At 68.0% G+C, this 25,364-nt stretch carries 26 protein-coding genes; 12 read left to right on the forward strand and 14 right to left on the reverse strand.

Annotated elements, in window-relative coordinates; genetic code table 11:
- The first annotated feature begins 81 nt into the window (after positions 1–81).
- Positions 82–762, forward strand: a complete 681-nt coding sequence (locus HF576_RS10730; protein WP_240948860.1) for a polysaccharide pyruvyl transferase family protein — start codon at positions 82–84, stop codon at positions 760–762.
- Positions 763–854: 92 nt separating this feature from the next.
- Here HF576_RS10730 and HF576_RS10735 read toward each other — a convergent pair whose 3' ends face one another.
- Both HF576_RS10735 and HF576_RS10740 read right to left on the reverse strand, forming a co-directional pair.
- Positions 855–2,168, reverse strand: a complete 1,314-nt coding sequence (locus HF576_RS10735; RefSeq protein WP_168912836.1) for an O-antigen ligase family protein — start codon at positions 2,166–2,168, stop codon at positions 855–857.
- A complete protein-coding gene (locus HF576_RS10740; RefSeq protein ID WP_168912837.1) occupies positions 2,165–3,124 on the reverse strand; it encodes a glycosyltransferase family 2 protein in 960 nt (319 codons plus the stop codon). Before HF576_RS10740 ends, HF576_RS10735 begins: the two co-directional genes overlap by 4 nt.
- A 186-nt stretch (positions 3,125–3,310) precedes the next feature.
- Between HF576_RS10740 and HF576_RS10745 the strand changes: the two genes are divergently transcribed.
- Positions 3,311–4,621, forward strand: coding sequence for a UDP-glucose dehydrogenase family protein (locus tag HF576_RS10745; protein WP_168912838.1), 1,311 nt, complete (start codon positions 3,311–3,313; stop codon positions 4,619–4,621).
- Between the two features lie 8 nt (positions 4,622–4,629).
- Here the strand turns inward: HF576_RS10745 and HF576_RS10750 are convergent, their stop codons facing one another.
- A complete protein-coding gene (locus tag HF576_RS10750) occupies positions 4,630–4,803 on the reverse strand; it encodes a hypothetical protein (RefSeq protein WP_168912802.1) in 174 nt (57 codons plus the stop codon).
- 258 nt (positions 4,804–5,061) lie between these two features.
- Between HF576_RS10750 and HF576_RS10755 the strand changes: the two genes are divergently transcribed.
- From HF576_RS10755 to HF576_RS10770, 4 genes are all read left to right on the forward strand, one after another.
- Complete coding sequence (locus HF576_RS10755) at positions 5,062–5,424, forward strand: hypothetical protein (RefSeq protein ID WP_168912839.1); 363 nt, start codon at positions 5,062–5,064, stop codon at positions 5,422–5,424.
- 178 nt (positions 5,425–5,602) lie between these two features.
- Positions 5,603–7,393 (forward strand): DUF4012 domain-containing protein, encoded by a 1,791-nt coding sequence (locus tag HF576_RS10760; RefSeq protein WP_343234242.1) that lies wholly within the window; start codon positions 5,603–5,605, stop codon positions 7,391–7,393.
- A gap of 10 nt (positions 7,394–7,403) precedes the next feature.
- Positions 7,404–7,961 (forward strand): cell wall protein, encoded by a 558-nt coding sequence (locus HF576_RS10765; RefSeq protein WP_205835175.1) that lies wholly within the window; start codon positions 7,404–7,406, stop codon positions 7,959–7,961.
- A 133-nt stretch (positions 7,962–8,094) separates the two neighbouring features.
- Positions 8,095–8,934, forward strand: coding sequence for a hypothetical protein (locus HF576_RS10770; RefSeq protein WP_168912840.1), 840 nt, complete (start codon positions 8,095–8,097; stop codon positions 8,932–8,934).
- A 68-nt stretch (positions 8,935–9,002) separates the two neighbouring features.
- On the opposite strand, the gene HF576_RS10775 is transcribed toward HF576_RS10770, so the two are convergent.
- Together HF576_RS10775 and HF576_RS10780 are read right to left on the reverse strand one after the other, a co-directional pair.
- Positions 9,003–9,443, reverse strand: a complete 441-nt coding sequence (locus tag HF576_RS10775) for a nitroreductase/quinone reductase family protein (protein WP_343234243.1) — start codon at positions 9,441–9,443, stop codon at positions 9,003–9,005.
- Between the two features lie 32 nt (positions 9,444–9,475).
- Positions 9,476–10,255, reverse strand: coding sequence for a glucose 1-dehydrogenase (locus tag HF576_RS10780; RefSeq protein ID WP_168912842.1), 780 nt, complete (start codon positions 10,253–10,255; stop codon positions 9,476–9,478).
- Between the two features lie 147 nt (positions 10,256–10,402).
- On the opposite strand from HF576_RS10780, the gene HF576_RS10785 reads away from it, so the two are divergent.
- Positions 10,403–11,047 carry a TetR/AcrR family transcriptional regulator gene (locus HF576_RS10785; RefSeq protein WP_168912843.1) on the forward strand — a complete coding sequence of 215 codons (645 nt, stop codon included), beginning with the start codon at positions 10,403–10,405 and terminating at the stop codon, positions 11,045–11,047.
- Positions 11,048–11,112: 65 nt separating this feature from the next.
- Positions 11,113–12,450 carry an HNH endonuclease gene (locus tag HF576_RS10790; protein WP_240948861.1) on the forward strand — a complete coding sequence of 446 codons (1,338 nt, stop codon included), beginning with the start codon at positions 11,113–11,115 and terminating at the stop codon, positions 12,448–12,450.
- Between the two features lie 153 nt (positions 12,451–12,603).
- Here HF576_RS10790 and HF576_RS10795 read toward each other — a convergent pair whose 3' ends face one another.
- The 3 genes from HF576_RS10795 to HF576_RS10805 form a co-directional block, all read right to left on the reverse strand.
- Positions 12,604–12,903: a GIY-YIG nuclease family protein gene (locus HF576_RS10795; protein WP_168912844.1), complete on the reverse strand. Its 300-nt coding sequence runs from the start codon at positions 12,901–12,903 to the stop codon at positions 12,604–12,606.
- A 461-nt stretch (positions 12,904–13,364) separates the two neighbouring features.
- Positions 13,365–13,778 (reverse strand): VanZ family protein, encoded by a 414-nt coding sequence (locus HF576_RS10800; RefSeq protein ID WP_168912845.1) that lies wholly within the window; start codon positions 13,776–13,778, stop codon positions 13,365–13,367.
- Between the two features lie 73 nt (positions 13,779–13,851).
- Positions 13,852–14,562, reverse strand: a complete 711-nt coding sequence (locus tag HF576_RS10805; RefSeq protein WP_168912846.1) for an endonuclease/exonuclease/phosphatase family protein — start codon at positions 14,560–14,562, stop codon at positions 13,852–13,854.
- Positions 14,563–14,768: 206 nt separating this feature from the next.
- Here HF576_RS10805 and HF576_RS10810 point away from each other — a divergent pair, with 206 nt between their 5' ends.
- The 3 genes from HF576_RS10810 (at position 14,769) to HF576_RS10820 (ending at position 18,887) form a co-directional block, all read left to right on the forward strand.
- Positions 14,769–15,740, forward strand: coding sequence for a response regulator transcription factor (locus HF576_RS10810; protein ID WP_168912847.1), 972 nt, complete (start codon positions 14,769–14,771; stop codon positions 15,738–15,740).
- Between the two features lie 319 nt (positions 15,741–16,059).
- Positions 16,060–17,712, forward strand: a complete 1,653-nt coding sequence (locus HF576_RS10815; RefSeq protein ID WP_168912848.1) for a sensor histidine kinase — start codon at positions 16,060–16,062, stop codon at positions 17,710–17,712.
- Positions 17,709–18,887: a hypothetical protein gene (locus tag HF576_RS10820; protein WP_168912849.1), complete on the forward strand. Its 1,179-nt coding sequence runs from the start codon at positions 17,709–17,711 to the stop codon at positions 18,885–18,887. The genes HF576_RS10815 and HF576_RS10820 overlap by 4 nt, the downstream gene beginning before the upstream one ends.
- A 36-nt stretch (positions 18,888–18,923) precedes the next feature.
- On the opposite strand, the gene truA is transcribed toward HF576_RS10820, so the two are convergent.
- Positions 18,924–19,781 (reverse strand): tRNA pseudouridine(38-40) synthase TruA, encoded by an 858-nt coding sequence (gene truA, locus HF576_RS10825; RefSeq protein ID WP_168912850.1) that lies wholly within the window; start codon positions 19,779–19,781, stop codon positions 18,924–18,926.
- 72 nt (positions 19,782–19,853) lie between these two features.
- Between truA and HF576_RS10830 the strand changes: the two genes are divergently transcribed.
- A complete protein-coding gene (locus HF576_RS10830) occupies positions 19,854–21,929 on the forward strand; it encodes an acyltransferase family protein (RefSeq protein WP_168912851.1) in 2,076 nt (691 codons plus the stop codon).
- A 553-nt stretch (positions 21,930–22,482) separates the two neighbouring features.
- On the opposite strand, the gene rplQ is transcribed toward HF576_RS10830, so the two are convergent.
- From rplQ to rpmJ, 5 genes are all read right to left on the reverse strand, one after another.
- Positions 22,483–23,085: a 50S ribosomal protein L17 gene (gene rplQ, locus HF576_RS10835; protein ID WP_168912852.1), complete on the reverse strand. Its 603-nt coding sequence runs from the start codon at positions 23,083–23,085 to the stop codon at positions 22,483–22,485.
- Between the two features lie 63 nt (positions 23,086–23,148).
- Positions 23,149–24,138 carry a DNA-directed RNA polymerase subunit alpha gene (locus HF576_RS10840; RefSeq protein ID WP_168912853.1) on the reverse strand — a complete coding sequence of 330 codons (990 nt, stop codon included), beginning with the start codon at positions 24,136–24,138 and terminating at the stop codon, positions 23,149–23,151.
- A 144-nt stretch (positions 24,139–24,282) separates the two neighbouring features.
- Positions 24,283–24,681, reverse strand: a complete 399-nt coding sequence (gene rpsK / locus HF576_RS10845; protein ID WP_056117708.1) for a 30S ribosomal protein S11 — start codon at positions 24,679–24,681, stop codon at positions 24,283–24,285.
- Between the two features lie 33 nt (positions 24,682–24,714).
- Complete coding sequence (rpsM, locus tag HF576_RS10850; RefSeq protein ID WP_168912854.1) at positions 24,715–25,089, reverse strand: 30S ribosomal protein S13; 375 nt, start codon at positions 25,087–25,089, stop codon at positions 24,715–24,717.
- Between the two features lie 154 nt (positions 25,090–25,243).
- On the reverse strand, positions 25,244–25,360 hold the full coding sequence (rpmJ, locus tag HF576_RS10855; RefSeq protein ID WP_005050492.1) for a 50S ribosomal protein L36: 117 nt from the start codon (positions 25,358–25,360) through the stop codon (positions 25,244–25,246).
- Between the last annotated feature and the right edge of the window lie 4 nt (positions 25,361–25,364).

A 25,364-nucleotide genomic window follows, 5' to 3' on the forward strand; every position in this document is an offset into this window, starting at 1 on the left:
GGCCGCGCAAGCACTTCGGGCCTCGGTCGATGGGTGCCCGTCCGGCGCGGATTCCGCAACTTTGGAGATCTCCTTGGCCCGATGATCGTGGAGAGAATACAGAAGAAGCTTGAGCTCGGGCGTGCAGTGGCACGCAAACCTCGGCTCCTTGCCGTCGGCTCGATCATGCGTCTCGGAGAGCAAGGTGATGTCGTCTGGGGCACCGGAATAAACGGTAAGACAGTCGACTCGGCTGTGTTCCCAAGGTTCGATGTGCGCGCCGTCCGGGGGCCTTTGACGGCGGAGGCATTGCGCAAATTCGGGAACGAAGTCCCCCACGTATTCGGTGATCCCGCTCTACTGATCCCGCACCTTTGGAGCGACCAGGAACTCGGCATTCAGCGAGGAACGGGTGGGACAGTTCTCATGCCGAACTATAACGACGCCGAGAATTGGCCAACTGCGGCCGTCGATCCGCGGGGGAATCCGCACAAGCGCATTCAACTCCTTGCGTCGGCCAACCTCGTGGTTGCGAGTTCTCTACACGCCGTCGTCATCGCCGAAGCGTACGGCGTTCCGACGGTACTCGTTCGGTCTTCCCGCGAGCCTACGTTCAAGTACGAGGACTACTACGAGGGAACTGGCCGACGTCTCCCTGCCATCGCGTCGGACTGGCGCTCGGGCTTAGAGGCGTCGCCCGCGCCGCCAATCGATGGTTGGGACTCGGGCAAGCTAATGTCTAGCTTTCCGTCGGACCTCTGGCTTCCGAGAACGAAGCGGTGAATCGAGCTCGGGGCCGGTTCTGGCACGTCGAGCAGAGGCTTTTCCGCGGAAGGCCAAGCGACACCGCGCTGCCGCTTGCTGCGATGTCAGTGTTATCCGTTCGCTACAAGGCGGTTCGCGGTCCGATGGGCGAACGTCTCAAAATGGAGTCGGCGGTACTTCTGTGCGGCACCCATGTACCCAAGCGCGAAGAACAATAGAACCAGAAACTGCCCCCGCAGTATCCCCCAACCCGTGCCTGCGACTATGAGAATCCCTGGTGTCGCTGCCACCAGAGCAATCGCGTAGCTCTTTGCCGGCGACGAGCCAGGCAGGTTTCGAAGCGACTGCGTCATCAAGAGGATCAGTGGGATTCCAAGCAGGATGCAGCATATGAGGCCAAGCTCAGCAAGTGCCAGGAGGAACGCCGAGTGTACTGGGAGCCCGCCCGCTGCCAGACTGTCGAACCGGCCGACGACCTCGAGATAGTTGTTCGGACCCACTCCGAGCCACAGCGTCTGCGAGATTTGCTCGATCGCCGCGGCCATGAGTCGCGGCCGCGATCCCCCATCCGGGTCGTACTGAGACCGCAGTATGAGGATGTCGACAATCGGGATCGCGACGATTATCGCAACCAGAATGACGGCAACGCGCTTGCTAAATCTGATCCCGGGGCCGAGTACCAGCCATGTACCGATCAGTATTCCAATCGCGACCGTATTGGCGCGGCTGAAAGTAAGCGCGGTCAGGACCGCCGCCGATGAAACAGTAACTACTGCCCATCGCCTCGCTGCCTTATCATCCGAGCGAGTAACGGGTAGAAGAATCATGACCAAGAGCAACATGATCTTCCCCAGGTTGCCCGAATGACCGGCAGCCCCACTCACCCGTGCGAGCTCGGTGATACCGGCCTCTACCGTTCCAACGGCGCGCACGCCCGCAAGTTGCAACACGACGAAAAGAGCGTGCCAGCCGACGATGAAGGCGGCAACAATCGCTATGAAGCGCTCCGTAGGCAGGCCGGACTGAGCCGCTGATTGAGCTACTGCTGCCCCGACACCCCAGGCCAGGACAGCTGCTCCCCAATGTAAAACTCCGCTGAGTGTATGGGCGTCCGTTTGGCCCTGCGCGACCGCGAGCACACCTACAAACGCAAGGAACATCCAGTAAAGAACCGGAACATTCCGAACCGTCTGAACCGGAAGCGCCAGAAGCCCGCCCAGGAGTGCGAGCTGGTATGTCGCCAGCGTGATGGTGGGCGCGGCAATCGCCGTGTTCGCGGTCGCTTGTCCGAACGTAAGGAGATCAATGACGGGCAGACAGACAGCTGAAACTACGACCACAAAGCTCGCTGCGGCGCCACCGGCGCGGTGCCAGACAATGAAAAACAGCGCCACCGCGATCCCGAGACAGATGTACGCGATCATCTAAGAGCAGGTCCCGGCGTCTGGCGGACTCGTGGACTGCGTCCTTCCTTGCCTCTAGTCATTGCGAGCTCGAGCCAGCGCCGTGGTACGAGTCCAATAAGCCCGATGGCGATCGGACCGACCCCCGGAAGACGCCGTCGCTTCCAGATACTTGACAGCACTTCCTTGACGCCCCTGCTTGATCGGGCATTCAACGCGTATCGGAGCGTCTGGGCAGCCGCGAAATCGACGAAGACTCGATCGTCGCGCAGCGCTTGTCTGGCCCAGCTCAAAGAGGACTGCCAGTCCGAGCTCGCCGAGATCGACTGGGAAGACCCTGTTTGGATCCTCACGACGACTTCGGGCACCTGAATAAACGCAACGTCACCGCTCTCGCCTAGGCGGACGAGCCAGTCCCAGTCCTGATGACGGGGAAGATCCTCGCGCCATGGGACCCTTAACGCCAGTTCGCGAGGGCACATCAGCGTCGATGTGTACATGGATGATCGGCGGACGTTTGGTTGCCTATTTCGAAAGAGGTACTCATCGATCGGTTCGTTCGGCGCGATCAACCGCGCCGGACCGGCTTTAGATGGAGACGAGCCGGTGTGCTTCACATGAGCGTGTCGACCGCTGACGACATACAGTCTCGGATCCCCGATGGACTCGAGCGTCTTCAGTTGGAGGCGAAGCTTAGATGGCAACCACTCGTCGTCATCGTCGAGAAACGCAACGTACCGCCCGGCGCTGGCCGCGACACCGACATTCCGTGCGTAGCCGCCGCGTCGACGCCCTCCAGTCCAGAGTGCCACGTCCGTATCGAGCCCAGTAAGGGCTTGTTCGTCTAGGGAGTCGTTCACGACGACGACTTGCACGGTCACATCCGCGTCCTGCGCCCGCACGCTCCGGATGGCACGCTCCAACTCTGGACGTCCAACGGTCGGAATGATGACCGAGACGTCGATATCACTAGCCAACCCGGGACGATTGCTCACCCGCTACCCCCGCCGAATCGCTCAGCCTGTCGCACGTACGCTACGACTCCACCCTCAGCTTATCGTGATGGCCAACCACCTCCACCGAACGATCGGCAACGTGAGGATCCAGAAGCACCTCTTCTGTCTGCTAGGAATGAGTCCGGCCCAGAACTCGATTGGATAAGCATGCGTCTGTCTGTCATCGGTTGCGGATACCTCGGGGCCGTGCACGCGGCAGCGATGGCATCGATCGGGCACGAAGTGATCGGCATTGACGTCGACGAACGAAAGATCGCGACTCTTTCAAGAGGTGAGGCGCCGTTCTTCGAGCCGGGACTGCAGGAAATCCTCACCGACGGCATTGCGTCGGGGCACTTGCGGTTCACGACCGACATGGCCGAGGCATCCGGGGCGGAAGTACACTTCGTCGGTGTCGGAACCCCGCAGCAGAAAGACGGGTATGCGGCCGACCTCTCTTACGTCAACGCCGCGATCGACGGACTGCTACCGTTCCTCTCTCCCGGGGACATCGTGGCCGGCAAGTCGACGGTTCCTGTCGGTACCGCAGCTGACCTGACACCCCGCGTCGAGGCCACCGGTGCGACCCTGGTCTGGAACCCCGAGTTTCTTCGAGAGGGATGGGCCGTTCAGGACACGATCGACCCCGACCGTCTCGTTGTCGGCGTACCCGCGGGTGAACCTGGCGTGACCGCTGCTGGCGTGCTGCGGGAGGTATACCACCCGGCGGTGGCCAAGAACACTCCATTTATCGTGACCGATTTGGCGACGGCTGAACTCGTGAAAGTGGCTGCGAACGCCTTCCTCGCCACGAAGATCTCGTTCATCAACGCGATGGCCGAGATCGCCGAGGTGACTGGCGCCGACGTTACCCAGCTTGCGGACGCGATCGGGCACGACTCGCGCATTGGCCGCCGCTTCCTCGGAGCCGGCATCGGGTTCGGCGGCGGTTGCCTGCCGAAGGACATCCGCGCGTTCTCCGCCCGCGCTGAGGAACTCGGACGTGGCGAGTCGGTGGCGTTCCTCCGCGAGGTCGATGCGATCAACCTCCGTCGGCGCGATCGTGCGGTCGACCTAGTCGTGGACGCGTTTGGGGGTTCCGTCTTCAAGAAGAACGTCACGGTTCTTGGCGCGGCGTTCAAACCGCACAGCGACGACATCCGCGACTCCCCCGCCCTGGACGTCGCGGTGCGACTGCACGGTCTCGGTGCTTGGGTCACGATCACCGACCCCGCGGCTCTCGAGAACGCGGAGCGCATGCACCCGCAGCTGAACTACGTCGCAGACCGCGACGAAGCCCTGCGCGGAGCGGATGCTGTCATCATCGTCACCGAGTGGGACGAGTACCGTCGTCAACTCTCCCCTCAGCACGCGGGCGAGCTCGTGACGGGCAAAGTCATCGTGGACGGGCGGAACTGTCTCGACGCGTCAGCGTGGCGCGCGGCGGGGTGGGAGTACTACGGGATGGGACGGCCATAGCAGCGATATCAAGCGATCGACCGAAGATTGCGCTGGTCAGTGTCGTCGTCGACGTCGTCCTCGCTCGCGGGCAATGGCTCTTCCTGGTCCCGACGGCGAACGATGCGCCCAACTAACAGGCCGACCGCAACGGCGACGACGACCCACACGGCGCCGACGACGATCAGGACTCCCCAGTCCATCTGAACTCCCCAGCCGCTCGGGGGCCCCAGTGTCCCCCAAACGGTGGACATAGCATACGTCGCTCTGCCAGCTCCCGCTAGAGACAACACTCTGCGAGCGGTCCCGCGCCACAACCGCCGCATAGGGCCTTTGCACACCGGCGAGACCTGCGGCTAGCGGTCGTTTCTGGTTGCCGTGCTGGCCCCTTTGTTCGCCATCCTCAAGGCGCTACCTTGTGACCGAAGGCCCTGTGCACGGCGAGACGAAGGATAGACACCATGAAGCAGCGTCCCCTCGGAGTGACCCTCGTCGCGATCATCGCGTGGCTGTCGGGCTTCCTGCAGATCATCGGCTCGATCATCGTGATCATCGCAGGCGTCTTCGTCACCTGGCCCGCCATCCTCGGATGGATCAGCCTGGTGATCGGCGCCGTCACGCTCGCGGTGGGCGTCGGCCTCTGGCGCGGCAACCCCACCGCCCGCACGATCGCGACGATCGTGTTCGTCATCAACATCGTGCTCGAGGTGCTGGGCATGTTCAACGGCGAGAGCCTGTGGTCGGCGATCGCCGGCTCGGCTCTGTCGATCATTGGACTGATCCTGCTCTACACCCGCTCGGCTCGGGAGTACTTCGGCTCGTAGAGGAAGGGCGGGGCGCACGTTTCGTCTCGCTTCGCTCGCTCAACGAACGAAGGTGGGCGCACGCTCAACGACCGGGGGTGGGGGCTCGCTCAACGAACGAAGGGGGGCGCGCGCTCACCGAGCGGACGGGGGGACTCGGTTTCTGGGAACGCTCGGGCGGGCGTCGTAGGGTGGTGCGGTGACCGCTTCTCCGCTGCCTCCTTCTGCGCGCACCGCGGGTCGCATCTTCGCCTGGGTCCTCGCCGGCCTGCTCATCGCCGCCGTCGTCGCGCTCGCGTGGATCGGCGTGCGCGGGGCGCTCGCATACGGACACCTTCGCGATGCGCAGGCCGCAGCATCCGGGGTCGGCGCTCAACTCTCCGACCCGGCAGCCGCCGCCGATGTCGTCGCCGACATCGCACCACACACCGCCGCCGCACGCGGGCTCACCTCCGACCCGGTGTGGAGGTTGGCCGAGGGCGTGCCGTGGGTCGGCCCGCAGCTCTCCGCCGTGTCGAGTGTCGCAGCGTCGCTCGACGAGATCGCCTCTACGGCCCTCGCCCCGCTGGCAGAAGCCGCATCGGGATACTCTGTCGGGGCCCTCAGCCCGCAGGGCGGTCGCATCGACCTGACGGCGATCACGCAGATTCAGGATGCCGCGCGCGCAGCGGCCGACGGAATCGGCGCGGCTGCGGCATCCGTCTCAGGCATCGACCGCGCGCCGCTGCTCTCTCCCGTGCGCGATGCCGTCGACGAGGTCGACACCCTGCTCGCCGAGACCGACGTCGCAACCGGCGCCCTCTCGCGGGCGAGCACGCTGTTGCCTTCCATGCTCGGCGCGGAAGGACCCCGCAACTACCTCGTGCTGTTCCAGAACAACGCGGAGTGGCGCTCGCTGGGCGGGATCCCTGGTGCGATGGCGCTACTGCATACCGACGGCGGGGCGATGAGTCTTGCAGCTCAGGAGTCGTCAAGCGATTACGCGCGCTACGACACATCGGTGCTCCCGCTCGGCGACGAGATCACGCCGATCTACGGCGAGCGTCCAGGCCGCTGGATCCAGAACGTCACCCAGGTGCCCGACTTCGCCGTCTCGGCGGCTCTCGCTCGCGAGATGTGGGCGCGTGAGCACGGCGGCCAGCAGGTCGACGGCGTGATCGCCCTCGACCCCGTCGCCCTGTCATACCTTCTCGCCGCGACCGGCCCCATCGAGCTGCCCACCGGCGACGTGCTGACGGCTGAGTCGGCGGTGTCGCTCCTCTTGAACGACGTCTACCACCGCTACGAGCGCCCGCGCGACCAGGATGCGTTCTTCGCCGCCGCCGCGGCGGCCGTGTTCGACCGGCTTGCCAACGGTGGCGTCGACCCGGCCGCACTCGTTCAGGCGCTCGGCAAGGCCGGCGACGAGCAGCGCCTGCTGCTGTGGAGCGCGCACGAAGACGAACAAGCACTCCTCGCCGACACCACTCTCGCCGGCGGACTGCCGGTGACGGATGCCACCACCGCGCGTTTCGGCGTGTATCTGAACGACGGCACCGGGTCGAAGATGGACTTCTACCAGACCGCTACGAGCACCCTCACGTGGAACGAGTGCCGCGTGGATGCCGCAGGGCTCGCGGTCGGCGATGCCACCATGTCGGTCACGATCGCGAACAACGCTCCGGCCGATGCGGCGAACTTGCCTTCGTATATAACTGGCGGCGGAAACTTCGGGGTACCGGCCGGAGTCACTCGAACAGTCGCGTACGTGTACCTGCCCGAGGGCTGGGAACTGGCCGACGCGACCACGTCGGACGGGTCAGGTTTCGGCGGTGGCATGCACGACGGCCGGCGGGTCGTGAGTCTCTCGGTCGACCTCGCCCCCGGGCAGTCCGTGACCGCGACGATCACTGCCCAGACCACGGCTCCGGGAGCACCGACGGTCGAGGTGGTAGGCACCCCCACGATCACCGCTCCCGCTGAAGTTGCCTCGACCTGCGGCACTCCGTAGGATCAACCTGATGATCGCCACCCGTCTGCGCACCGCTCGCCGCGCCGCCCTTGTTGCCGCGCTCGCGACGATCGCAGTCGTCGGCGCTCCGGCCGCCGCGCAGGCGTCCACGATCTATCCGCCGTCGGGGGCCTGCACCACCAGCCCCGCCACCGCGCAGCCGGGCTCGACCATCGACTTCGAATGCGCCGCCGGCACCTTCTCGAGCAACGAGAGCGTGACCGTCACCGTCACTGGCGAGAACGGCGCAGGCGCCACCATCGGCATGGTGCGCTTCGCGATCTCCACCGCGAGCGAGGTCGTCACATCGCAGACGAACGGCTCGCTCTCCCCGCTCGACATCACGCTTCCGTCGAACGCCAGCGGCACCTATAACATCGCCGCGATCTCATCGACCTCGGCCGGCGGCACCGCAGCCGTCTCGATCACCGGAGCCAACGGTCTGCCCGTGACCGGCCTCGACAGCGGCTCGATGCTCGGCCTGTGGATCGGCGGCGGCGCCCTCGTCGCCGCGGGTGCAGCACTCGGTATCGCCGCCATCGTGCGACGCCGGCGCGACTCCGACTAAGAGCGGCTTCGGCGGTTCGGGGCGTTTCGTCTCGTCGCTGCGCTCCTCGCTCAACGACCGGGGAAGGTAGCTGCGTTTCTCGCTCAGCGCGGAGCTGGTTGGGGCGTCGGCCGTCACCGGTATGGTCGGGGCCATGACGGTCCCCGTGTCGACGTCGCTCGAGCGCACCTACCGGTACCTTCGAATCGGTCTCGCGGGCACGATCGTGGTCATCTTCGTCGCGGTCGGCCAGGCCGCAGCATCCGTCGGCTGGCTCACCTCGGTGAGCGACTACTTCTACACTCCCGCGCGCAACGCCATCGTCGGCGCCCTCGTCGCCGCGACCCTGGCCCTTGTCGCACTGTCGGGCCGCGGGCCGGAACGCGCGCTACTTGACGCCGCCGCACTGTTCGCACCGCTGATCGCCGTCGTGCCCACGCCGGTGGCGGCCGGCGCGATCGTCGGCGTCGTCACCACGTGCACCGAGCGGTGCTTTCCCGCCGAATACGAACCGGATGCCGCCAACGGCGTGGGCACCTACCTCGTGGTCGGCACGCTCACGGTGCTGATCGCCGTGCTGCTCGCGGCGCTGCGGCAGGTCTCGCTCGCAGCGATCCGGTTCTCGCTCGCGATCGCGGTGGTCGTGCTGATCGTCGTAGGGGTGACGTGGGCGTTCGCGCGCAGCGCGTTCCTCGAGTACGGGCACTTCGTCGCGACGGTCGCGTTCTTCGCGCTGTTCGCCCTTGTGGCGGTGCGGAGCGCCTTCCCACGGCGCGGCGTGACGCCGGCGCCGGTCTATCGCGTGCTGTACACCGCGATCGCGGTGGGGCTGGCGATCGTGCTCGTGGCGTACATCCTGCTGCTGGCGTTCGCCGATCCCCGCGGCATCCCGGTCGTGCTCATCATCGAGACGGCCGCGCTGGTGCTGTTCTTCGCATTCTGGGTGGTGCAGGGCGTCGAGAAGTGGGACGAGCCCGACCCGTCGCTGCGGTAGTCGACGCGGCCCGCGGACACGGGCCGGGCGGCGCCGACGGGTCGATCAGAGGTCGAGAGGATCCGTGCTCACGGCCGAGGACTGAAGCTGACGCGCATGAGCCGGCTTTCAGCCCAGTCTTCGAGCCGAGTCGGGCGGATGGTGCCGGGGTCGTGAGGTTGATTGAGATCCGCGACGATCTCCGCCAGCACGGCCCGGCGTTCAGCTGGGTCGGTGACAGGCGTAGCCCGAGCAGGCAGATCCGCGCGAATCCCGTTCTTGAGGTGGAACGTGAAGTCGGGATTGGCGAGAAGGTTCGCGTACCAGCCGGTAGCGGCACCGCCCGCACCGCTGCACAGGTATGTGGCTCCGGCAGCGCGGTAGAAGAAGATCTCGATGCGGCGTGGCCTGCCGGTGCGGCGCCCCTGCGTCGTGATGTCAATGATCCGCTCGCTGGTGCCGGCGGCTGGTGTGAACTCGATGGCTCGCCGGATGCGATCGGGCAGATGTGCCAACGACGCCTCACGCACGGATGCGTTCCATCCGGTCGTGCCTGCAGTGCTCATGCGGCCTCCGCCGGAAGGGCGGGCCCCAGCAGGAGTCCACCGTCGATGACGTACTCCGCCCCCGTGATGAACGATGCGTCGGAGGACGTGAGGAACAGGAGAAGCCGGGTGACATCGGCCGGCTCTCCCAGGCGGGGGATGGCGAACGGTTCGGGTGAATAGAAGTCGGCAATGGCCGCGGCGGCCCCGGCTGCGGGTTCTTGGATGAAGGGGGTCGCGATCACGCCGGGGTGGATCGTGTTCACGCGGATGCGATCCCGGCCCAGCTCGAGCGCCGCCGTTCGGGTCAGGCCACGCACGGCCCACTTGCTCGCGACGTACGGCGCATAGTGCGCCGTGCCACCCAGGCCCATGGTTGAGCCGATGTTGACGACGGCTCCCCCTTTGGCGCGGCGCAGAGCGGGCGCGGCGACCTTGATGCCGAGGAAGGTCCCGGTGAGGTTGATGTCGAGGATGCGCGACCACGTGGCCTGCTCCGTGTTCTCGATCGGCACCGGAGGATTCTGGACGCCCGCGTTGTTGACGAGCACGTTCAGGGCGCCGAAGGCGCTTTCGGTGGCTCGCACAGCGGCAGACCATGAATTCTCGTCGGTGACGTCCAGGTCGGTGAAATGAGCGCGGGTCCCGAGCTCATCAGCGAGAGCTGCGCCGCGTTCGGTATCGATGCCGCCGATCATCACGTTCGCTCCTTCCTGGTGGTAGGCGCGCACGTGGCTCGATCCCTGACCACCGGTCCCACCGGTCACGAGCACGGTCTGGTCGTGGAAACGGTTCATCAGCTGTTCCTTCGGTACGTCTGGGACTGACCGGGCTCGCCGGGGGACGAACGGGACGGACGATGGTGAGTCGGATGACTCACCACTGCCCCGATGCTAGATCGCTGTCGGTGGTGAGTCAAGCCACTCACCTCGTATGCTCGATGCATGAGCAGCGTCGTGCCGACATACCACCAGCGCGTCGCCCAGGAGAAGCGCTCACTGATCGTGGCGGCGGCGACCGTACTCTTCCTCGAGCTGGGTTACGACCGGACGACTCTCGCGCGGATCGCAGAGCGGTCGGGCGTCTCGCGGGCGACCCTGTTCAAGCAGTTTCCAAGCAAGGCCGCCCTGTTCGACGCCATCGTCACCGAGTCCTGGTCGACCGCTGACGACGAGGACGCTCCGCCGACGGGCAACTTCGTCGACGGCCTGAGCACCCTCGGTCGCCGCTACGCCACGCTGTTGAGCCGACCCCAGATGACCGACCTGTTCCGGATCGTCATCGCGGAACTTCCGCGATTCCCTGAGCTTGCCCATGCGCAGTTCTCGCACGGGAAGATGCCCTACTTCGAGTCCGTACGCAGCTATCTCCTTGCTGAGCACGAGGCGGGAGCGGTGCGTATCGAGGACGCCGAGCTCGCAGCCACCCAGTTCCTCGGCATGATCTCCAACTACGTCTTCTGGCCGAGACTCCTCGTCCCGGGCTGGGAGGTGAGCACCGAAGGCGTTACTCAGGTGGTTGACGAGGCCGTCCGCACCATCGCCGCCCGGTACGCCGCGACGGGGCCAGCATCGTCCCTCAACGACTGAGCCGAGTTATCCACAGTTTCGATTTCATCCCGCATGATGTCCGAGGTGTCTCGTATATTCGTTCTATGACAGATCACCTCGCTCCCCTCGCTGCAGCGGTCGATTCCGCGCGCGAACTCTGGGGCGAGCGGGCGATCGAGTCATTGGCGCCGGGAGCCGTGATGAAGCTCATGGAGGGGCTGGCCGAGGCACAACGGCTTCTTGATGCGGGCAGGGCGCGTGTCGCGGCCGAGATCGCCCGGCAGTCACGACCCGAGCTCGGTCCCGCCGGGCTGGCGAAGACGCAGGGTTTCCGCAATCCCACGGCGCTCATCGCATCAGTGACGGGCACAGGGGCGGGCGACGCATCCCGGCTCGTGAAAGTCGGCGAGGCCACCGCCCCGCGCATGACGCTGTCGGGTGAGCAGAAACCGGCGCGGCATCCGTTCGTCGCCGAGGCCCTGGCGGCGGGGCGCATCGGCTCCCCCGCCGCGAGCGCGATCATCACGATGCTCGACCGGGTCGCGCTGCGTGCGACACCCGAGGCTGTCGCCGACGCCGAACGCACCCTCGTCGAGAAGGCGCCGGGTCTCGCCGCCGACCAGTTCGCGAAGCTCGTCACCCGCGCCGAGGCCTTCCTCGACCCCGCCGGCGTCGCACGCCGCGAAGACGAGCTGCGCGCCGACCGCTCCACGCACATGTACGAAGACCGCAACGGCATGCTCGTCGTCAACAGCAAGTTCGACCCCGAGCACGGCGCCCCCGTCAAGGCCTACATCGAGGCGTACGTCACCGCCCAGCTCGCCGCGCAGCGGGATGAGACGGCACCGGATGCTGTGCGCCCGACCATCCCGCAGATGCAGGCCGACGCGCTCGCCCACCTGGCTACGCATGCGCTCGGCTGCGCCAGCAAGGACCTCCCTGTCCAGGGGGCGACCGTGGTGGTGCGCATCGACCACGCCGACCTCGTGAACGAGACCGGATACGCCACCATCGACGGGCTCACCCAGCCGGTCTCGGTCGCCACCGCACGGCGCATGGCGGGTGGTGGGGCAATCATCTCCTGCGTACTCGGTGCGGACAGCGAGGTCCTCGACTGGGGACGCCGCAAGCGCCTCTACACAGAGCCGCAGAAACTCGTACTCGTCGAACGCGACGGCGGCTGCGCGATGTGCGGAGCCCCACCGTCCCATACCAAGGCCCACCACCTCAGATGGTGGGCCAGGGATGCCGGACCCACCGACATCGCCAACGGGGTACTGCTCTGCGAGTCCTGCCATCACCGGATCCACGACAACGGCTGGGACATCCGCATCGAAGGCATCGGAACCCGCGCGAAGGTCTGGTTCATCCCGCCCGCCCACGTCGACGCCGCCCGTACCCCACGCCTCGGCGGCCGCGCCCGCTTCGACTACGCCGCCTGACGCCCCCGCTCGTTGAGCGAGCGAAGCGAGACGAAACGCCCAACCCCCGCTCGTTGAGCGAGCGAAGCGAGACGAAACGCCCCGAACCACCGTCGACCGCGCTCGGGGCGTTTCGTCTCGTCGCTGCGCTCCTCGCTCAACGACCGGGGGCAGTCAGTCTCCTGCTCGACGCCGCACGCGTTCGGCTTTGCTCCAGCCGCTCACAGCCTCTAGGCCTCCGGCGATGAATGCCTCGCGCTTGTCGTGGCTCCATCCTTGGATGCGCTTCTCCCAGCGGAAGGCCTCGTCGATGCGCTCGTACTCACCGCTCCACGCAAGCGTCACAGGCAACCGCCGGCGCGTATAAGCCGAGCCGAAGCCCGCGTTGTGCTGGTCGACCCGCAAAGCCAGATCGCGCGTGCTTCCGACGTAGAACGTTCCGTCGGCGCACCGCAGTATGTACACGTATCCCATGCTGTGAAGCGTGCCGCGCGACGACCGACGTGATCGCATGCCCGCAGAATCTGTGCAGTGCCACGCCCACCCTCGCCGCTGGGGAGGAACCCCGCCCGTTGAGCGAACGCCCACCCCCGCTCGTTGATGGAGCGAATCGAGACGAAACGCCAACCCCCGCTCGTTGAGCGAGCGAAGCGAGACGAAACGCCCCGAACCATCGTCGACACCGCGCTCGGGGCGTTTCGTCTCGTCGCTGCGCTCCTCGCTCAACGAACGACACCGCCCACCCCCAATGCGTTCCTCTCGTCCTCAACGAACGACACCGCCCCACACCCAAGACGTTTTGTCCCGTCGCTGCGCTCCTCGCTCAACGAATGACACCGCCCCACACCCAAGACGTTTCGTCTCGTCGCGGCGCTCCTCGCTCAACGAACGGCACCGCTCGCACCGATACCCGCGCTCGGGGCGCGACACCGCGCTCAGGGGACGGGACGTTGCCGGGGGCGACGGGCCAGCAGCACGATGCCCAGACCCACGGCGGCACCACAGAGGTTCGCGAGGATGTCGCGCAGGCTCGGCGTGCGCTCCGGCAGAAGCACGGCCTGGGCCAGCTCGATCGCGACCGTCGCCACCAGGGTGATCCCGAGCACCAGGGGCGCGCGTCGCGGCAGCACCAGCGCCAGCAGCGCACCCAGCGGCACGAAGAGCACCACGTTCGCGGCCGTCTCGATCAGGTCGTACGTCAGGAACGGCACCGCCCGCGCGATCTCCGCGAGCAGACCCGCCGCCGCACGATCGACAGGCACCGGCCAGAACGCGATCAGCGCAAGAGCCACCACATAGAGCGCGAGCCACAGTCGCGCATCGCGCCACACCCGGGCTCCGGCATCCATCGGGTCATCTCCCTCATCGGGCGCCGCCCCGATGCCGCGCGTGACGCCACGATACCCCGCAACGCCACACGGATCACGCCACGCCGGTCTGCGCCTCCACGATGCGACGAACACCCGCGAGCGGCCGTGCCGTCACGAGGATCGGCAGATGATCGCTCAGCCCCTGCGGCAGCGTCCGCACCCGATCGATCTCGAAGCCGATCGACGTTGCGAAGTCGTAGTGCCCGCGAAAGAACCGGTACCGCGTGTACGTGCGCGAATCGCTGAGGTTCAGCTCGTACCCCTGCTCGCGCACGTGCTGGCTCAGATGCTCCTTGAACACCGGATAGTTGTAGTCGCCGACCATGAGCGACGGCAGTCCCTCGCCCAGCTGCTGCAGCTCGGTGAGCGCCGTGCGGATCTGATGCCGGCGCAGCGAGTTCAGCGCGGTCAGCGGCGCCGCATGGAACGAGGCCACGATGATGTCGAGATTCTCGTCGATGTCATGCAGCCGGACGCCCAGCATCCGCTCCTCCGCCGGCTTCAGCACGCGATCGTGCAGCGACTTCTTCAGCGCCAGCGCCCGCACATCGACCGCGCGATACGTGTTCTCGCGGTAGTACACGGCCAGTCCCAGCCGGTTGCGCTGCGTGGACTCGGCCAGCCGCAGACCCGAGATCTCTTCGGGCAGATCGGAGGTGTCGGCCTCTTGCAGGCAGAGCACGTCGGCTCCGTGACGCTCGACCAGATGGACGAGCTCGCCCACGGCGCGATGCTTGCGCAGGTTGTACGAGATGACCTTCATGTCGGCCACCAGCCTAGGCCGGGCCGGTGTCGAACGGGTGACCGGCCCATGGATACGGCGGGGTCTCACAGTAACCTCATGCACCATCGCGCCCCATTCAACGAGGGACGGTTGTGTACCATCGGGGTACTTGTCGCATGCGTCGGGGGCCGCTGCTGGGGGGCTGGGGCCCGGGGCAGGAGATCGCTCGAGAGGACCCACCGCGTATGACCTCCCCCACCGGTGACCCCCAGACCGCCGTCATCATCGAGGATGACCCCGAGATCCGCCAGATCCTGGCAGAGGTGCTCGAATCGGTGGGGTTCTCCACGGTGTCGGTCGGCAACGGCATCGACGGCGTGCAGGCCGTGCTCACCTACAAGCCGCTGCTCACGACCCTCGACGTGAACATGCCGGGGATCGACGGCTTCGAGGCGGCCAAGCGCATCCGGGCCCAGTCCGACACGTACATCATCATGCTGACCGGCCTCACCGAAGAGGCCGACGTCGTCGCGGGCCTCGGCGCCGGCGCCGACGACTACCTGCTCAAGCCCTTCCGTCCGCGCGAACTGCGCGCCCGCATCGACGCCGCGATGCGCCGAGCGCGTCCCGGCGCCGCCACGGCATCGACGACCGCCCCGCCACAGGGCGACGTCGGCCCCTCCATCCCGGACGCGGGACAGGCGACCACTCGGGTCTCCGGTTCGGCGCCCGGCGCACCCGCACCCGACGCACACGTCGCGGGCGAGGCATCCGGTCCCGCGCTCGACCGCTCCACGGCCGAGACCCCCACGGCCGGCGCGACCGCAGCGACAGGGGCTGCAGCATCCGTCACCGGTCACGCCGGCACGAACGACGGCGACGCGGGCGAATGGCTCGAGCACCGCGGCCTGCGACTGCACCCCGAGAACCGTATCGTGACGATGAACGGCGACGAGCTCGACCTCACGCGAACCGAGTTCGACCTGCTCGCGACGCTGCTGGAGTCCAAGCGGCGCGTGCGCAGCAAGGCCGACCTGACGCTGGCGCTGCGCGGCGAATCCTACGTCACCAGCTACTACGTGGGGGATGCCGACAAGCGAGCCGTCGAGGCGCACATGACGAATCTGCGCCGCAAGCTGGGCGAGAGCGCCGCCCACCCGGTGTACATCGAGACGGTGCGAGGCGTCGGCTACCGCCTCACCTCCGAGACGGCCTGAGCCCCGCGGCCACGCACGAGCAGCGGCCACGCACGACCTGTCAGCGACAGGAAGCCGGAAGAGGAGGCATCCGTTCTCAGAAGACGGATGCCTCCTCTTTCTCCCCCGGCGCCGCGCTCCCCAGCTGGCGGCGCTCCCCGGTATCTGATGCGGTTCGGGTTCGCATCAGACGCTGGACGCGGGTTTTCGACCCGAGTCCAGTGTCATCGACCAAGCGCAACGCCCTGTTGTGGCATCCGCCGCTCCAGCGCAAGGTTCGCGCAAGAGACCCGCAAGGCGCAGGGCAAGCGCTCGCCCTCGCCGCCCATAGAATCGCCACATGGCGACCGGGGGGCTGGCGAAGGCGACGTTCGCCGTGCGCGCGCCTGATCCGCGCACCCGCTCGGTGTGGCTGACGCAGCTGGTGCTGGCCGCGAGCGTCGTGATCATCAACCTGCTCGTGCTGATTCTGCAGCCGGCGGTGTTCGTTCGCTGGAACTACGGGGTCGGTGTCGCCCTCGTGCTGGTCATCACTCTCGCCGCGCTCGCCATCCCGTGGAGCCGGCTTCCTGCGATCTGGGTGCTCGCGGTGCCGTTCGCCGACGCGATCGCGATCGCACTGATGGCCGCGACCACGGACCTGCGGTTCGGATACCTCTGGGTCTTCCCCGTCATGTGGGTCGGCATGCACTTCGGCGTGATCGCCCTCGCGGCGCTGCTCGCCACGGTCGGCGTGGCGCTTCTCGTCGAGACCGTGATGGACCCGGGCGCCGAATCCGCCTTGCGCGTCATCATCGTGCTGCTCTCACTCACCTTCATCGGCATCACGTCCCACCTGGCCCTGCGTCGCACACGGTCGCTGCGACGGCTCCTGGGCCGCCAGGCCAAGCGGCTGACCGTCACGGCGCAGCGCCGCTCCGGCCAGGAGCGTCGCACCGCCGAGATCCTCAACGGCATCGACACCGGCATCGCCCGCCTCGGCGACGACGGCCGCGTCCTCGCCGTGAACGACGCCTACTCCCGCCTGTACGGACTCGACCCGCGTGACCCGCTCCTTCCGGCGCGATCCGTGGAGTACACGGGAATGCGCGGGATGCCGGTGCCCCTGGCCGAGAGACCCTTCACACGCGCACAGCGCGGTGAGACCTTCACCGACGCCTCGGTGTGGCTGTTCACCCCCGAGGGCGAGTGGCGCACCCTGTCGATCACGGCGAAGCGGCTGGGGACCGACGGCGAGGAGGGCTCCGGCATCCTGCTCGTCGTGCACGACGTGACGGCCATCACCTACGCGCAACGGGAACGCGAGCGCCTGACGGCGGTGGCGTCTCACGAGCTCAAGCACCCGCTCACGGTGATGATCGGCAACGCCGAGCTCGCGCTCGAGGTCGACGACCTCACGCCGCGTACGCGCGGACGTTTCGAGGCGATCCTGCACGCGAGCGAGCGGATGCTGGAGATGACCAACAGCATGCTCTCGGCGTCACGCAAAGACCTGAGCGGGCGTGATGACTTCGACGACATCGATCTGCGGTCGATCGTGCTCGACTCCGTCGCGTCATTCCGCCCGACCGCGCGAGCGAACGACGTCGAGCTCGAGGTCGACGCATCCGAGCCGCTGCCCGTGACCGCCGACGGCTTCCGCCTGCGGCAGGTGATCGACAACATCGTCAGCAACGCGATCAAATACACGCCGCCGGCCGGCCGCGTGCGCATCGTCGGGCACGCGGACGGAGACACGATGACGATCACGGTCGCCGACACCGGGATCGGCATCCCCTCCGCCGACCTGCCCCACGTGATGACGCCGTACTTCCGCAGCACGCAAGCGCGCGAGACCGCCACCGGCACCGGCCTCGGCCTCGGGATCACGCGCGAGATCGTCACGGCGCACGGTGGCACCCTGACCATCGAAAGCGAAGAGGGCGCCGGCACCACGGTGACCGTGTCCCTCCCCCGCGGTGCCCACACGGCGCCGGCAGAGAGACCCGTATGACCGACATCCTCGCCGGAGCCGGCCTCGAACTGGGCATCGCCCAGGCGGCGATCACGACGCTCGCCACGATCCTGACCATCGGGATCGCCTTCCTCGTGAGGCCGAGCACGGCCACACTGTACTGGGCGTTCGCGTTCGTGCTCGCCATGGCCGCGACGTACGGCGTCGTGATGGGAGACCTCAGCGACAACGAGACACTGCGCCGCGCGTCGCTCGGCGCTCTGCTGGGTGCACCGGCGCTGCTGTGGTCGGGCTTCCGCGCGCAGTGGGGCCTGCGCCCGCATGTGTGGACCGGACCGGCCCTGGCGGTGGCATCCGCTCTCGCGCTCGCCCTCGCTCCCGACCCGGCATGGTTCGTGTGGGGCTATCGCACCGCCTTCCTCGCGGCATCCGTCTTCGCGGGTCTGTTCCTCGTGGACTGGGCACGGGCTCCTGCGCGCCGCGGCGACCGGCTCGTGCTGCCGCTCGCGATCGCCTCGGCCGCGTTCGTGGTGGTCGGGCTCGCATCGTTCGTCGCCGGGTTCTTCTTCCCGCCGTCGGACGGCGACGACTTCGTGCTGCAGCGCGTGATCTCGTCGGTCGGGATGCTGGCGTACGTCGCCTGTGCACTGGTCGCCGTCGTCGGGCTGCCGACGCGCGACGCCTCGTTCTCTCCCCCGGGCGGCGGCACGTCGACCGAGTGGCAGCGGTTCGAGCGGACGGCGTCGGAGCGCCTGCTGCGCGCGCAGCAGACCGCCGAGGCGTGGTCGGTGGTGTACCTGCGGCTCGACGACGCCGTCGACATCCGCCAGACCGCCGGTGCGAGCGCCTTCGGCCGGCTCTCGACGCGGTTCGAGGAGGAGGTGCGCGCGATATTCCCCGCCGAGTCCGACATCGCCTCACCGTCACCCGGCTCGGTCGTGGCGCTGGTGCCCAGACCGGATGCCACGGTGCGTGAAAGCCTGCGTGCCGCTCTCGAGCGCGTGCCGCAGCTGGATGCCGAGGGCAGTCTGCCGATCCGCCCCACCGCGAGCGCCGGCTGGGCGCCGGCATCCATCCTCGGCTACGACCTCGACGCCCTCGTCTACACCGCCCGCGAGGGCGCCGCGCTCGCCAGCGAGAAGGGCGGCGATCGCTGGGAGCGCGTGGGCGCGACGGTGGTCGACCGGCTGATCAATCGGTCCGAGCACCTGTGAGCGCTTCGGTCGCCGTCTGCGTCGCGGACAGCGGCGTCACTCCCGGTCGCGGCGGGCCCGCGTCTGCTCCGCGCGCTGGGCGAGAAGCTCGTCGGCGGGGTAGCCGACCTCGGTGAGCGTGAGCCCCCGCGCCGCGAGCACCTTCACGTCGGGCACGCGGTCACGCGCGTCGCGGATGTCGACGACATCCTCCGCGTCGAGCCGGCCCTCGCCCACGGCCACGCACGCGCCGACGAGCGCCCGCACCATGCTGTGGCAGAACGCGTCGGCCTTGACGTTCGCGAACAGCACGCCGGCGGCGTCCCGGTGCCAGTCGAACTCGAGCAGCGTGCGGATCGTCGTCGCCTCTTCGCGGGGCTTGCAGTAGGCCGCGAAGTCGTGGAGTCCGACGAGGGCGCGAGCCGCAGCATCCATCGCCTCATGATCGAGGGATGCCCGCACCGAGGTCGTGCGATGACGCTCGAGCGGGTCATAGCCGGTGACCGTGTCGGCGATGCGGTACTCGTAGCGCCGCCACACGGCTGAGAAGCGCGCGTCGAATCCCGGAGCGGCTTCGACGGAACGCGTGACCGCGACGTCGGAGTACGCGCCGACCACGCCCGTCATGCGGGCCGCGAGCGCCGTGACGCGGTCCTCTGGACCCGGCGTATGCCCCGCGCGCGGACGACGGGCGAGCAGCCGGGCGTCCTGCGCGTCATCGAGGTCGACGTGCGCGACCTGGCCGCTGGCGTGGACTCCAGCATCCGTCCGCCCCGCGACCACCAGACGCGGGTCCCCGCCGAGCACACGGCCGAGCGCGGACTCGAGGGTCTCTTGGATGGTGCGCAGCCCGGGCTGGCGGGCCCACCCGCGGAAGTGCGTGCCGTCATACGCGATGTCGAGCCGGATCCGCACGCACCCAGCCTACTTGCGGGTGCCGCACAGACCCTCCGTCGTAGACTTGCCGTTCCCCCCTCGAGAGAACCTATGACGTCGACTGCGCCCGCCGAACGCCCCGCACGGTACCGGGGTCTCGATGGGCTGCGCGCGATCGCGGTGACGCTGGTCGTGGTCTACCACCTGTTCCCGCCGGCGCTGCTGCCGGGCGGGTTCGTGGGCGTGGACGTGTTCTTCGTCATCAGCGGATTCCTCATCACGAGCCTGCTCCTGCGCGAGCACGACACCACGGGACGCATCGGACTGCGCGCCTTCTGGCAGCGCCGCGCCCGCCGCCTTCTGCCCGCGCTCGTGCTCGTCGTGGCGGTGTGCTCGACGCTCGCGTGGCTGATCGGCGGCGACGTGCTCGTGCACCTCGGCGCGCAGGTCTTCGGCGCGGCGACCTTCAGCTACAACTGGGTCTCGATCGCGGGCGGCAGCGGATACTTCGCCGCCGCCACGCCCGAGCTGTTCCGCAACTTCTGGTCGCTCGCGGTCGAGGAGCAGTTCTACGTGCTGTGGCCGCTGCTGTTCCCGCTCTTCCTGCTGCTCCCCCGTGCGTGGGCTCGCGTCGGGGTCTCGCTCGCGCTGGCCGCGGCATCCGCCATCTGGATGGGCACCGCCGTCAGCCGCGGCGACGACCTCACGCGCGCGTACTTCGGCACCGACACGCACGCGTTCGGCATCCTCCTCGGCGTGGCGCTCGCGTTCCTCCTCGCGCCGATGCTCGCGCGACCGGCGGCGGGGTCGGGGGCGGCGCCGTCCGCCGCGGTGGTCACGCAGCCGGCGCTGGATGACACGAGCGTGTCGGCCGGATGGAAGGTCGTGATCCCGCGACTCGGGCCCGGCGCGCCCGCGGGCGGCACGACTCGACCGGCGTGGGTGGACTCGCGCGGCGCCCGCGCCGTCACCGGTGTCGCCGGCATCCTCGCGGCCCTCGGCGTGATCGGCGTGGCGATGCTGCCACCGGCGGACTCGGCGGCCACCTTCCCCGGTGCGCTGCTCGCCGCGAGCGTGCTGACCGCGGTCGCGATCGTGGCCGGAGTGTGGCCGGGCTCGTGGTTCGGCGGCGCGATCGACATCGCGCCGCTGCGGTGGGTCGGCGACCGCTCGTACGGCATCTACCTGTGGCACTGGCCGCTGCTCGTCCTCGCGGTCGCGGCCTTCGAGGGCTCGGGGACCTCGGCGGGCGTGCCCGTGTGGATCGGCCTGGCGGTGCTGGCGACGACGGCCGCGGCATCCGCTCTGTCTTATCGCTTCGTCGAGATGCCGGTGCGTCGGCGCGGCCTGCGCGGATCGGCGCGGGTGCTCGCCGCGCGCCTGCGCAGCGGACCGCGCGCCCGCATCCGGGCGATCGGCATCGCCGCCGCAGGAGTCGTGTTCGTCGCCGGCACCGGCGCCGCGATCGCCGCCGCCCCGCCCGTCTCATCCAGCGAGGCCGTCGTCGACGCGGGCCGCGAAGCGCTCGAGCTGGCCCAGCGCGAAGCCGAGAGCAGCGCCTCGCCCGCGGCGACGGAGACTCCGGGTGCCACCCCGACACCGCAGGCGACGGATGCTGCAGACCCGGCCGCCGTCCACGTCCCGGGCGACCGCATCACCGCCGTGGGCGACTCGGTCATGCTGGCGTCGGCGAAGGGGCTGCTCGAACGGCTGCCCGGCATCGAGGTCGACGCCGAGGTGTCACGGTCGATCTGGGCGGGTCCCGGCATCCTGGAGTCCCTCGCCGCGAGCGGCCGCCTGCGCCCCTACGTGGTCGTCGCGCTCGGGACGAACGGCCCCGTCAACCTCGAGTCGCTCGAGAAGATCGCCGCCGCCGTCGGCCAGGAGCGACATCTCGTGCTCGTGAACGCGTATGCACCGCGGGACTGGATCCCCGGCGTCAACGCCGACCTGCAGGCCTTCGCCGACGGGCGGCACAACGTGAGCATCGCGGACTGGTCGGGGGCGATCACGCCGCGGCTCGATCTGCTCGCCGGCGACCACGTGCATCCCGGCGGCGAGGGCGGGCGGCTCTTCGCCGACACGATCGCCGAGGCCGTCGACGCCGCCGAGCGCGAGCGCCTCGAACGTCGCGCGAATGCCATCCGCAGCATCGAGGCCAACCTCGGCGTCGACCTCACCCCGTAGCCCGCAGGGCGCTCCGCGAGGCGGCCGCATCCCCCGGGTTTGCTCCGATGTCGAGGTTGAGAAACCACACGTAGGTTGAGACACCGTCTCTGCCACGCTTTCTCAACCTACGCACGGTTTCTCAACCTCAACCCCGCGACGAGACGTCGCGGCGACGGGTAAGAGCCCTGCCGCGGCTCACGGCGCACGGCGCACGCCGAGGTCGACGTCGGCGTCCCGGGTGACGACACCACACATAGGTTGAGAAACCACACGTAGGTTGAAACACCACCCGTACCGCGGTTTCTGAACCGATACACGGTTTCTCAACCTCAACCGCCGCGCCAGGACGCGCACCTCCTCGCGCGCCAGGACGCGCACCTCCTCGACAGGCAACGCGCCCCCTCGGCGCGAGGGCGGGGCGGCGCGCACATCACGCCACCCCCACGCACCCTCAACCATCGCCCCAACGCAGCGAGACCCGCGGCCCCGAAGGGCCGCGGGTCTCGCGGGTGCAAGGGATGCCGGAACAGGATGCTCCGGCACGGCCGGGCGGCGACGCCCGGCGGTCCGATTACTCGGACTTCTCCTCGGCGGGTGCCTCGACGGCATCCTCGGCCGCAGCCTCAGCGGCAGCGCCCTCCTCCGGCGACTCCGCGCCGGCGTCGGTGGCCGATTCCTCGGGCGTGGTGTCCTCGATGGGCGCGTCGCTCACGTTCGACTCCTCTGCAGCGTTCTCGTCGGCGGCCGGGGCCTCCGATGCGGCGGGGGCGGCAGCATCCGCCTTCGCAGCCTTCTTGGCGGACGGCTTCTTGGTGACGGGCTCGAGGACGAGCTCGATCACAGCCATGGGCGCGTTGTCGCCCTTGCGGTTGCCGACCTTCGTGATGCGGGTGTAGCCACCCTCACGGTCGGCGACCAGCGGCGCGATCTCGGTGAAGAGCTCGTGCACGACGGACTTGTCGCCGATGACCGACAGCACGCGACGGCGGGCGTGCAGGTCGCCGCGCTTGGCGAACGTGATGAGACGCTCGGCGAGCGGACGCAGGCGCTTGGCCTTGGTCTCGGTCGTCTTGATCGACTTGTGCGTGAAGAGGGCCGCGGCGAGGTTCGCAAGCAGCAGGCGCTCGTGTGCGGGACCGCCTCCGAGGCGGGGACCCTTCGTGGGCTTGGGCATTCTCAGTTACTCCAGTGGGAAAAGTCGGTCGATGTGACAGACGCCTCGGGCCGAGGCATCCGGTCAGACGGTCTCGTCGTCGTAGCCGCCGTAGAAGTGCGCACCGTCGAACCCGGGGACCGAGTCCTTCAGCGACAGGCCGAGCGAGACGAGCTTGTCGCGCACCTCGTCGACCGACTTCTGACCGAAGTTGCGGATGTTCATGAGCTGCGTCTCCGAGAGGGCGACGAGCTCCGACACGGTGTTGATGCCCTCACGCTTGAGGCAGTTGTACGAACGGACAGACAGGTCGAGGTCCTCGATCGGCATCGACAGCTCGTTCGACAGGACGGTCTCGACCGGCGCGGGGCCGATCTCGATGCCCTCGGCCTCGACGTTCAGCTCGCGCGCCAGACCGAACAGCTCGGTCAGGGTGCGACCGGCCGACGCGACGGCATCACGCGGAGCCATCGACGACTTGGTCTCGACGTCCAGGATGAGCTTGTCGAAGTCGGTGCGCTCACCGGCACGCGTCGCCTCGACGCGGTACGAGACCTTCAGGACCGGCGAGTAGATCGAGTCGATCGGGACCTGACCGGCCTCGGCGTACTCGTTGCGGTTCTGCGTCGCCGAGACGTAACCACGGCCACGCTCGATCGTGAGCTCGAGCTCGAACTTCGCGGTGTCGTTGAGGGTCGCGATGACCAGCTCGGGGTTGTGCACCTCGACGCCCGCGGGAGCGGAGATGTCGGCGGCGGTGACCTCACCGGCGCCGGTCTTGCGCAGGTACGCGGTGATGGGCTCGTCGCGCTCGCTGGAGACGACCAGCTGCTTGATGTTGAGGATGATCTCGGTGACATCCTCCTTCACACCCGGGATGGTGCTGAACTCGTGGAGGACGCCGTCGATGCGGATCGACGTCACGGCCGCGCCGGGGATGGACGACAGGAGGCTGCGACGCAGCGCGTTGCCGATCGTGTAGCCGAAGCCGGGCTCCAGCGGCTCGATGACGAAACGGCTGCGGAACTCCCCGACCTTCTCCTCGGTCAGAGTGGGACGCTGTGCGATGAGCACTATGTGTTCCTTTCGATCACGTGCCCGCTATATGACACGTGCGGTGGGTGAGGTGTTGAGTTTTACTCGTGGGATGCCCCGATGGAGGCATCCCGAAACGAACGGTTGCCGGGGCACCAGTGACGGTGCCCCGGCTCCGAGAGATCAGACGCGGCGGCGCTTCGGGGGACGGCAGCCGTTGTGAGCCTGGGGCGTGACGTCCTGGATCGAGCCGACCTCGAGGCCGGCGGCCTGCAGCGAGCGGATCGCGGTCTCGCGACCCGAACCCGGGCCCTTCACGAAGACGTCGACCTTTTTGACGCCGTGCTCCTGCGCCTGGCGGGCAGCGGACTCCGCGGCCATGCCGGCGGCGTACGGCGTCGACTTGCGCGAGCCCTTGAAGCCCACGCCACCCGACGACGCCCAGCTGATGACGGCGCCCGACGGGTCGGTGATCGAGACGATCGTGTTGTTGAACGTCGACTTGATGTGGGCCTGGCCCAACGCGATGTTCTTCTTCTCCTTGCGGCGCGGCTTGCGCGCGGCGGTCTTGGCCTGTGCCATTGCTTTGCTCTCCTAAACCCTGGGGGCCGCGCCTTAGCGCGCCTTCTTCTTGCCGGCGACGGTGCGCTTCGGGCCCTTGCGGGTACGCGCGTTGGTCTTCGTGCGCTGACCGCGCACCGGGAGGCCGCGGCGGTGGCGGATACCCTCGTAGGAGCCGATCTCGACCTTGCGGCGGATGTCGGCGGTCACCTCACGGCGGAGGTCACCCTCGACCTTGTAGTTGGCCTCGATGTAGTCGCGGAGCGCGACGAGCTGGTCGTCGCTGAGGTCCTTGACGCGGATGTTCTCGTCGATCTCCGTCGCCTTGAGGATCTCGTTCGAGCGGGTACGGCCGACGCCGTAGATGTAGGTGAGTGCGATCACCACGCGCTTGTCGCGCGGGATGTCCACGCCAGCAAGACGTGCCATGCGGTTCTCCTAAGGAGTGAGTGGAGGTGTGGAGCAGCACCGGTGCCCGGGCCTCCGCCCGAGGTGTCCCCCGCGCCCCTGTCGGGACGCGGGTTCTGATGCTGCCGTGTGTATTGAGTTATGAGATTCGGGATGCCGCGCGTTGCGGCATCCGTCAGCCCTGGCGCTGCTTGTGACGCGGGTTGCTCTTGCAGATCACCATGACGCGGCCGTGGCGGCGGATGACCTTGCAGTGGTCGCAGATGGGCTTGACGGAGGGATTGACCTTCATGATT

Origin of the sequence: Microbacterium salsuginis (assembly GCF_012524205.1) — a bacterium.
Classification (GTDB): domain Bacteria; phylum Actinomycetota; class Actinomycetes; order Actinomycetales; family Microbacteriaceae; genus Microbacterium; species Microbacterium salsuginis.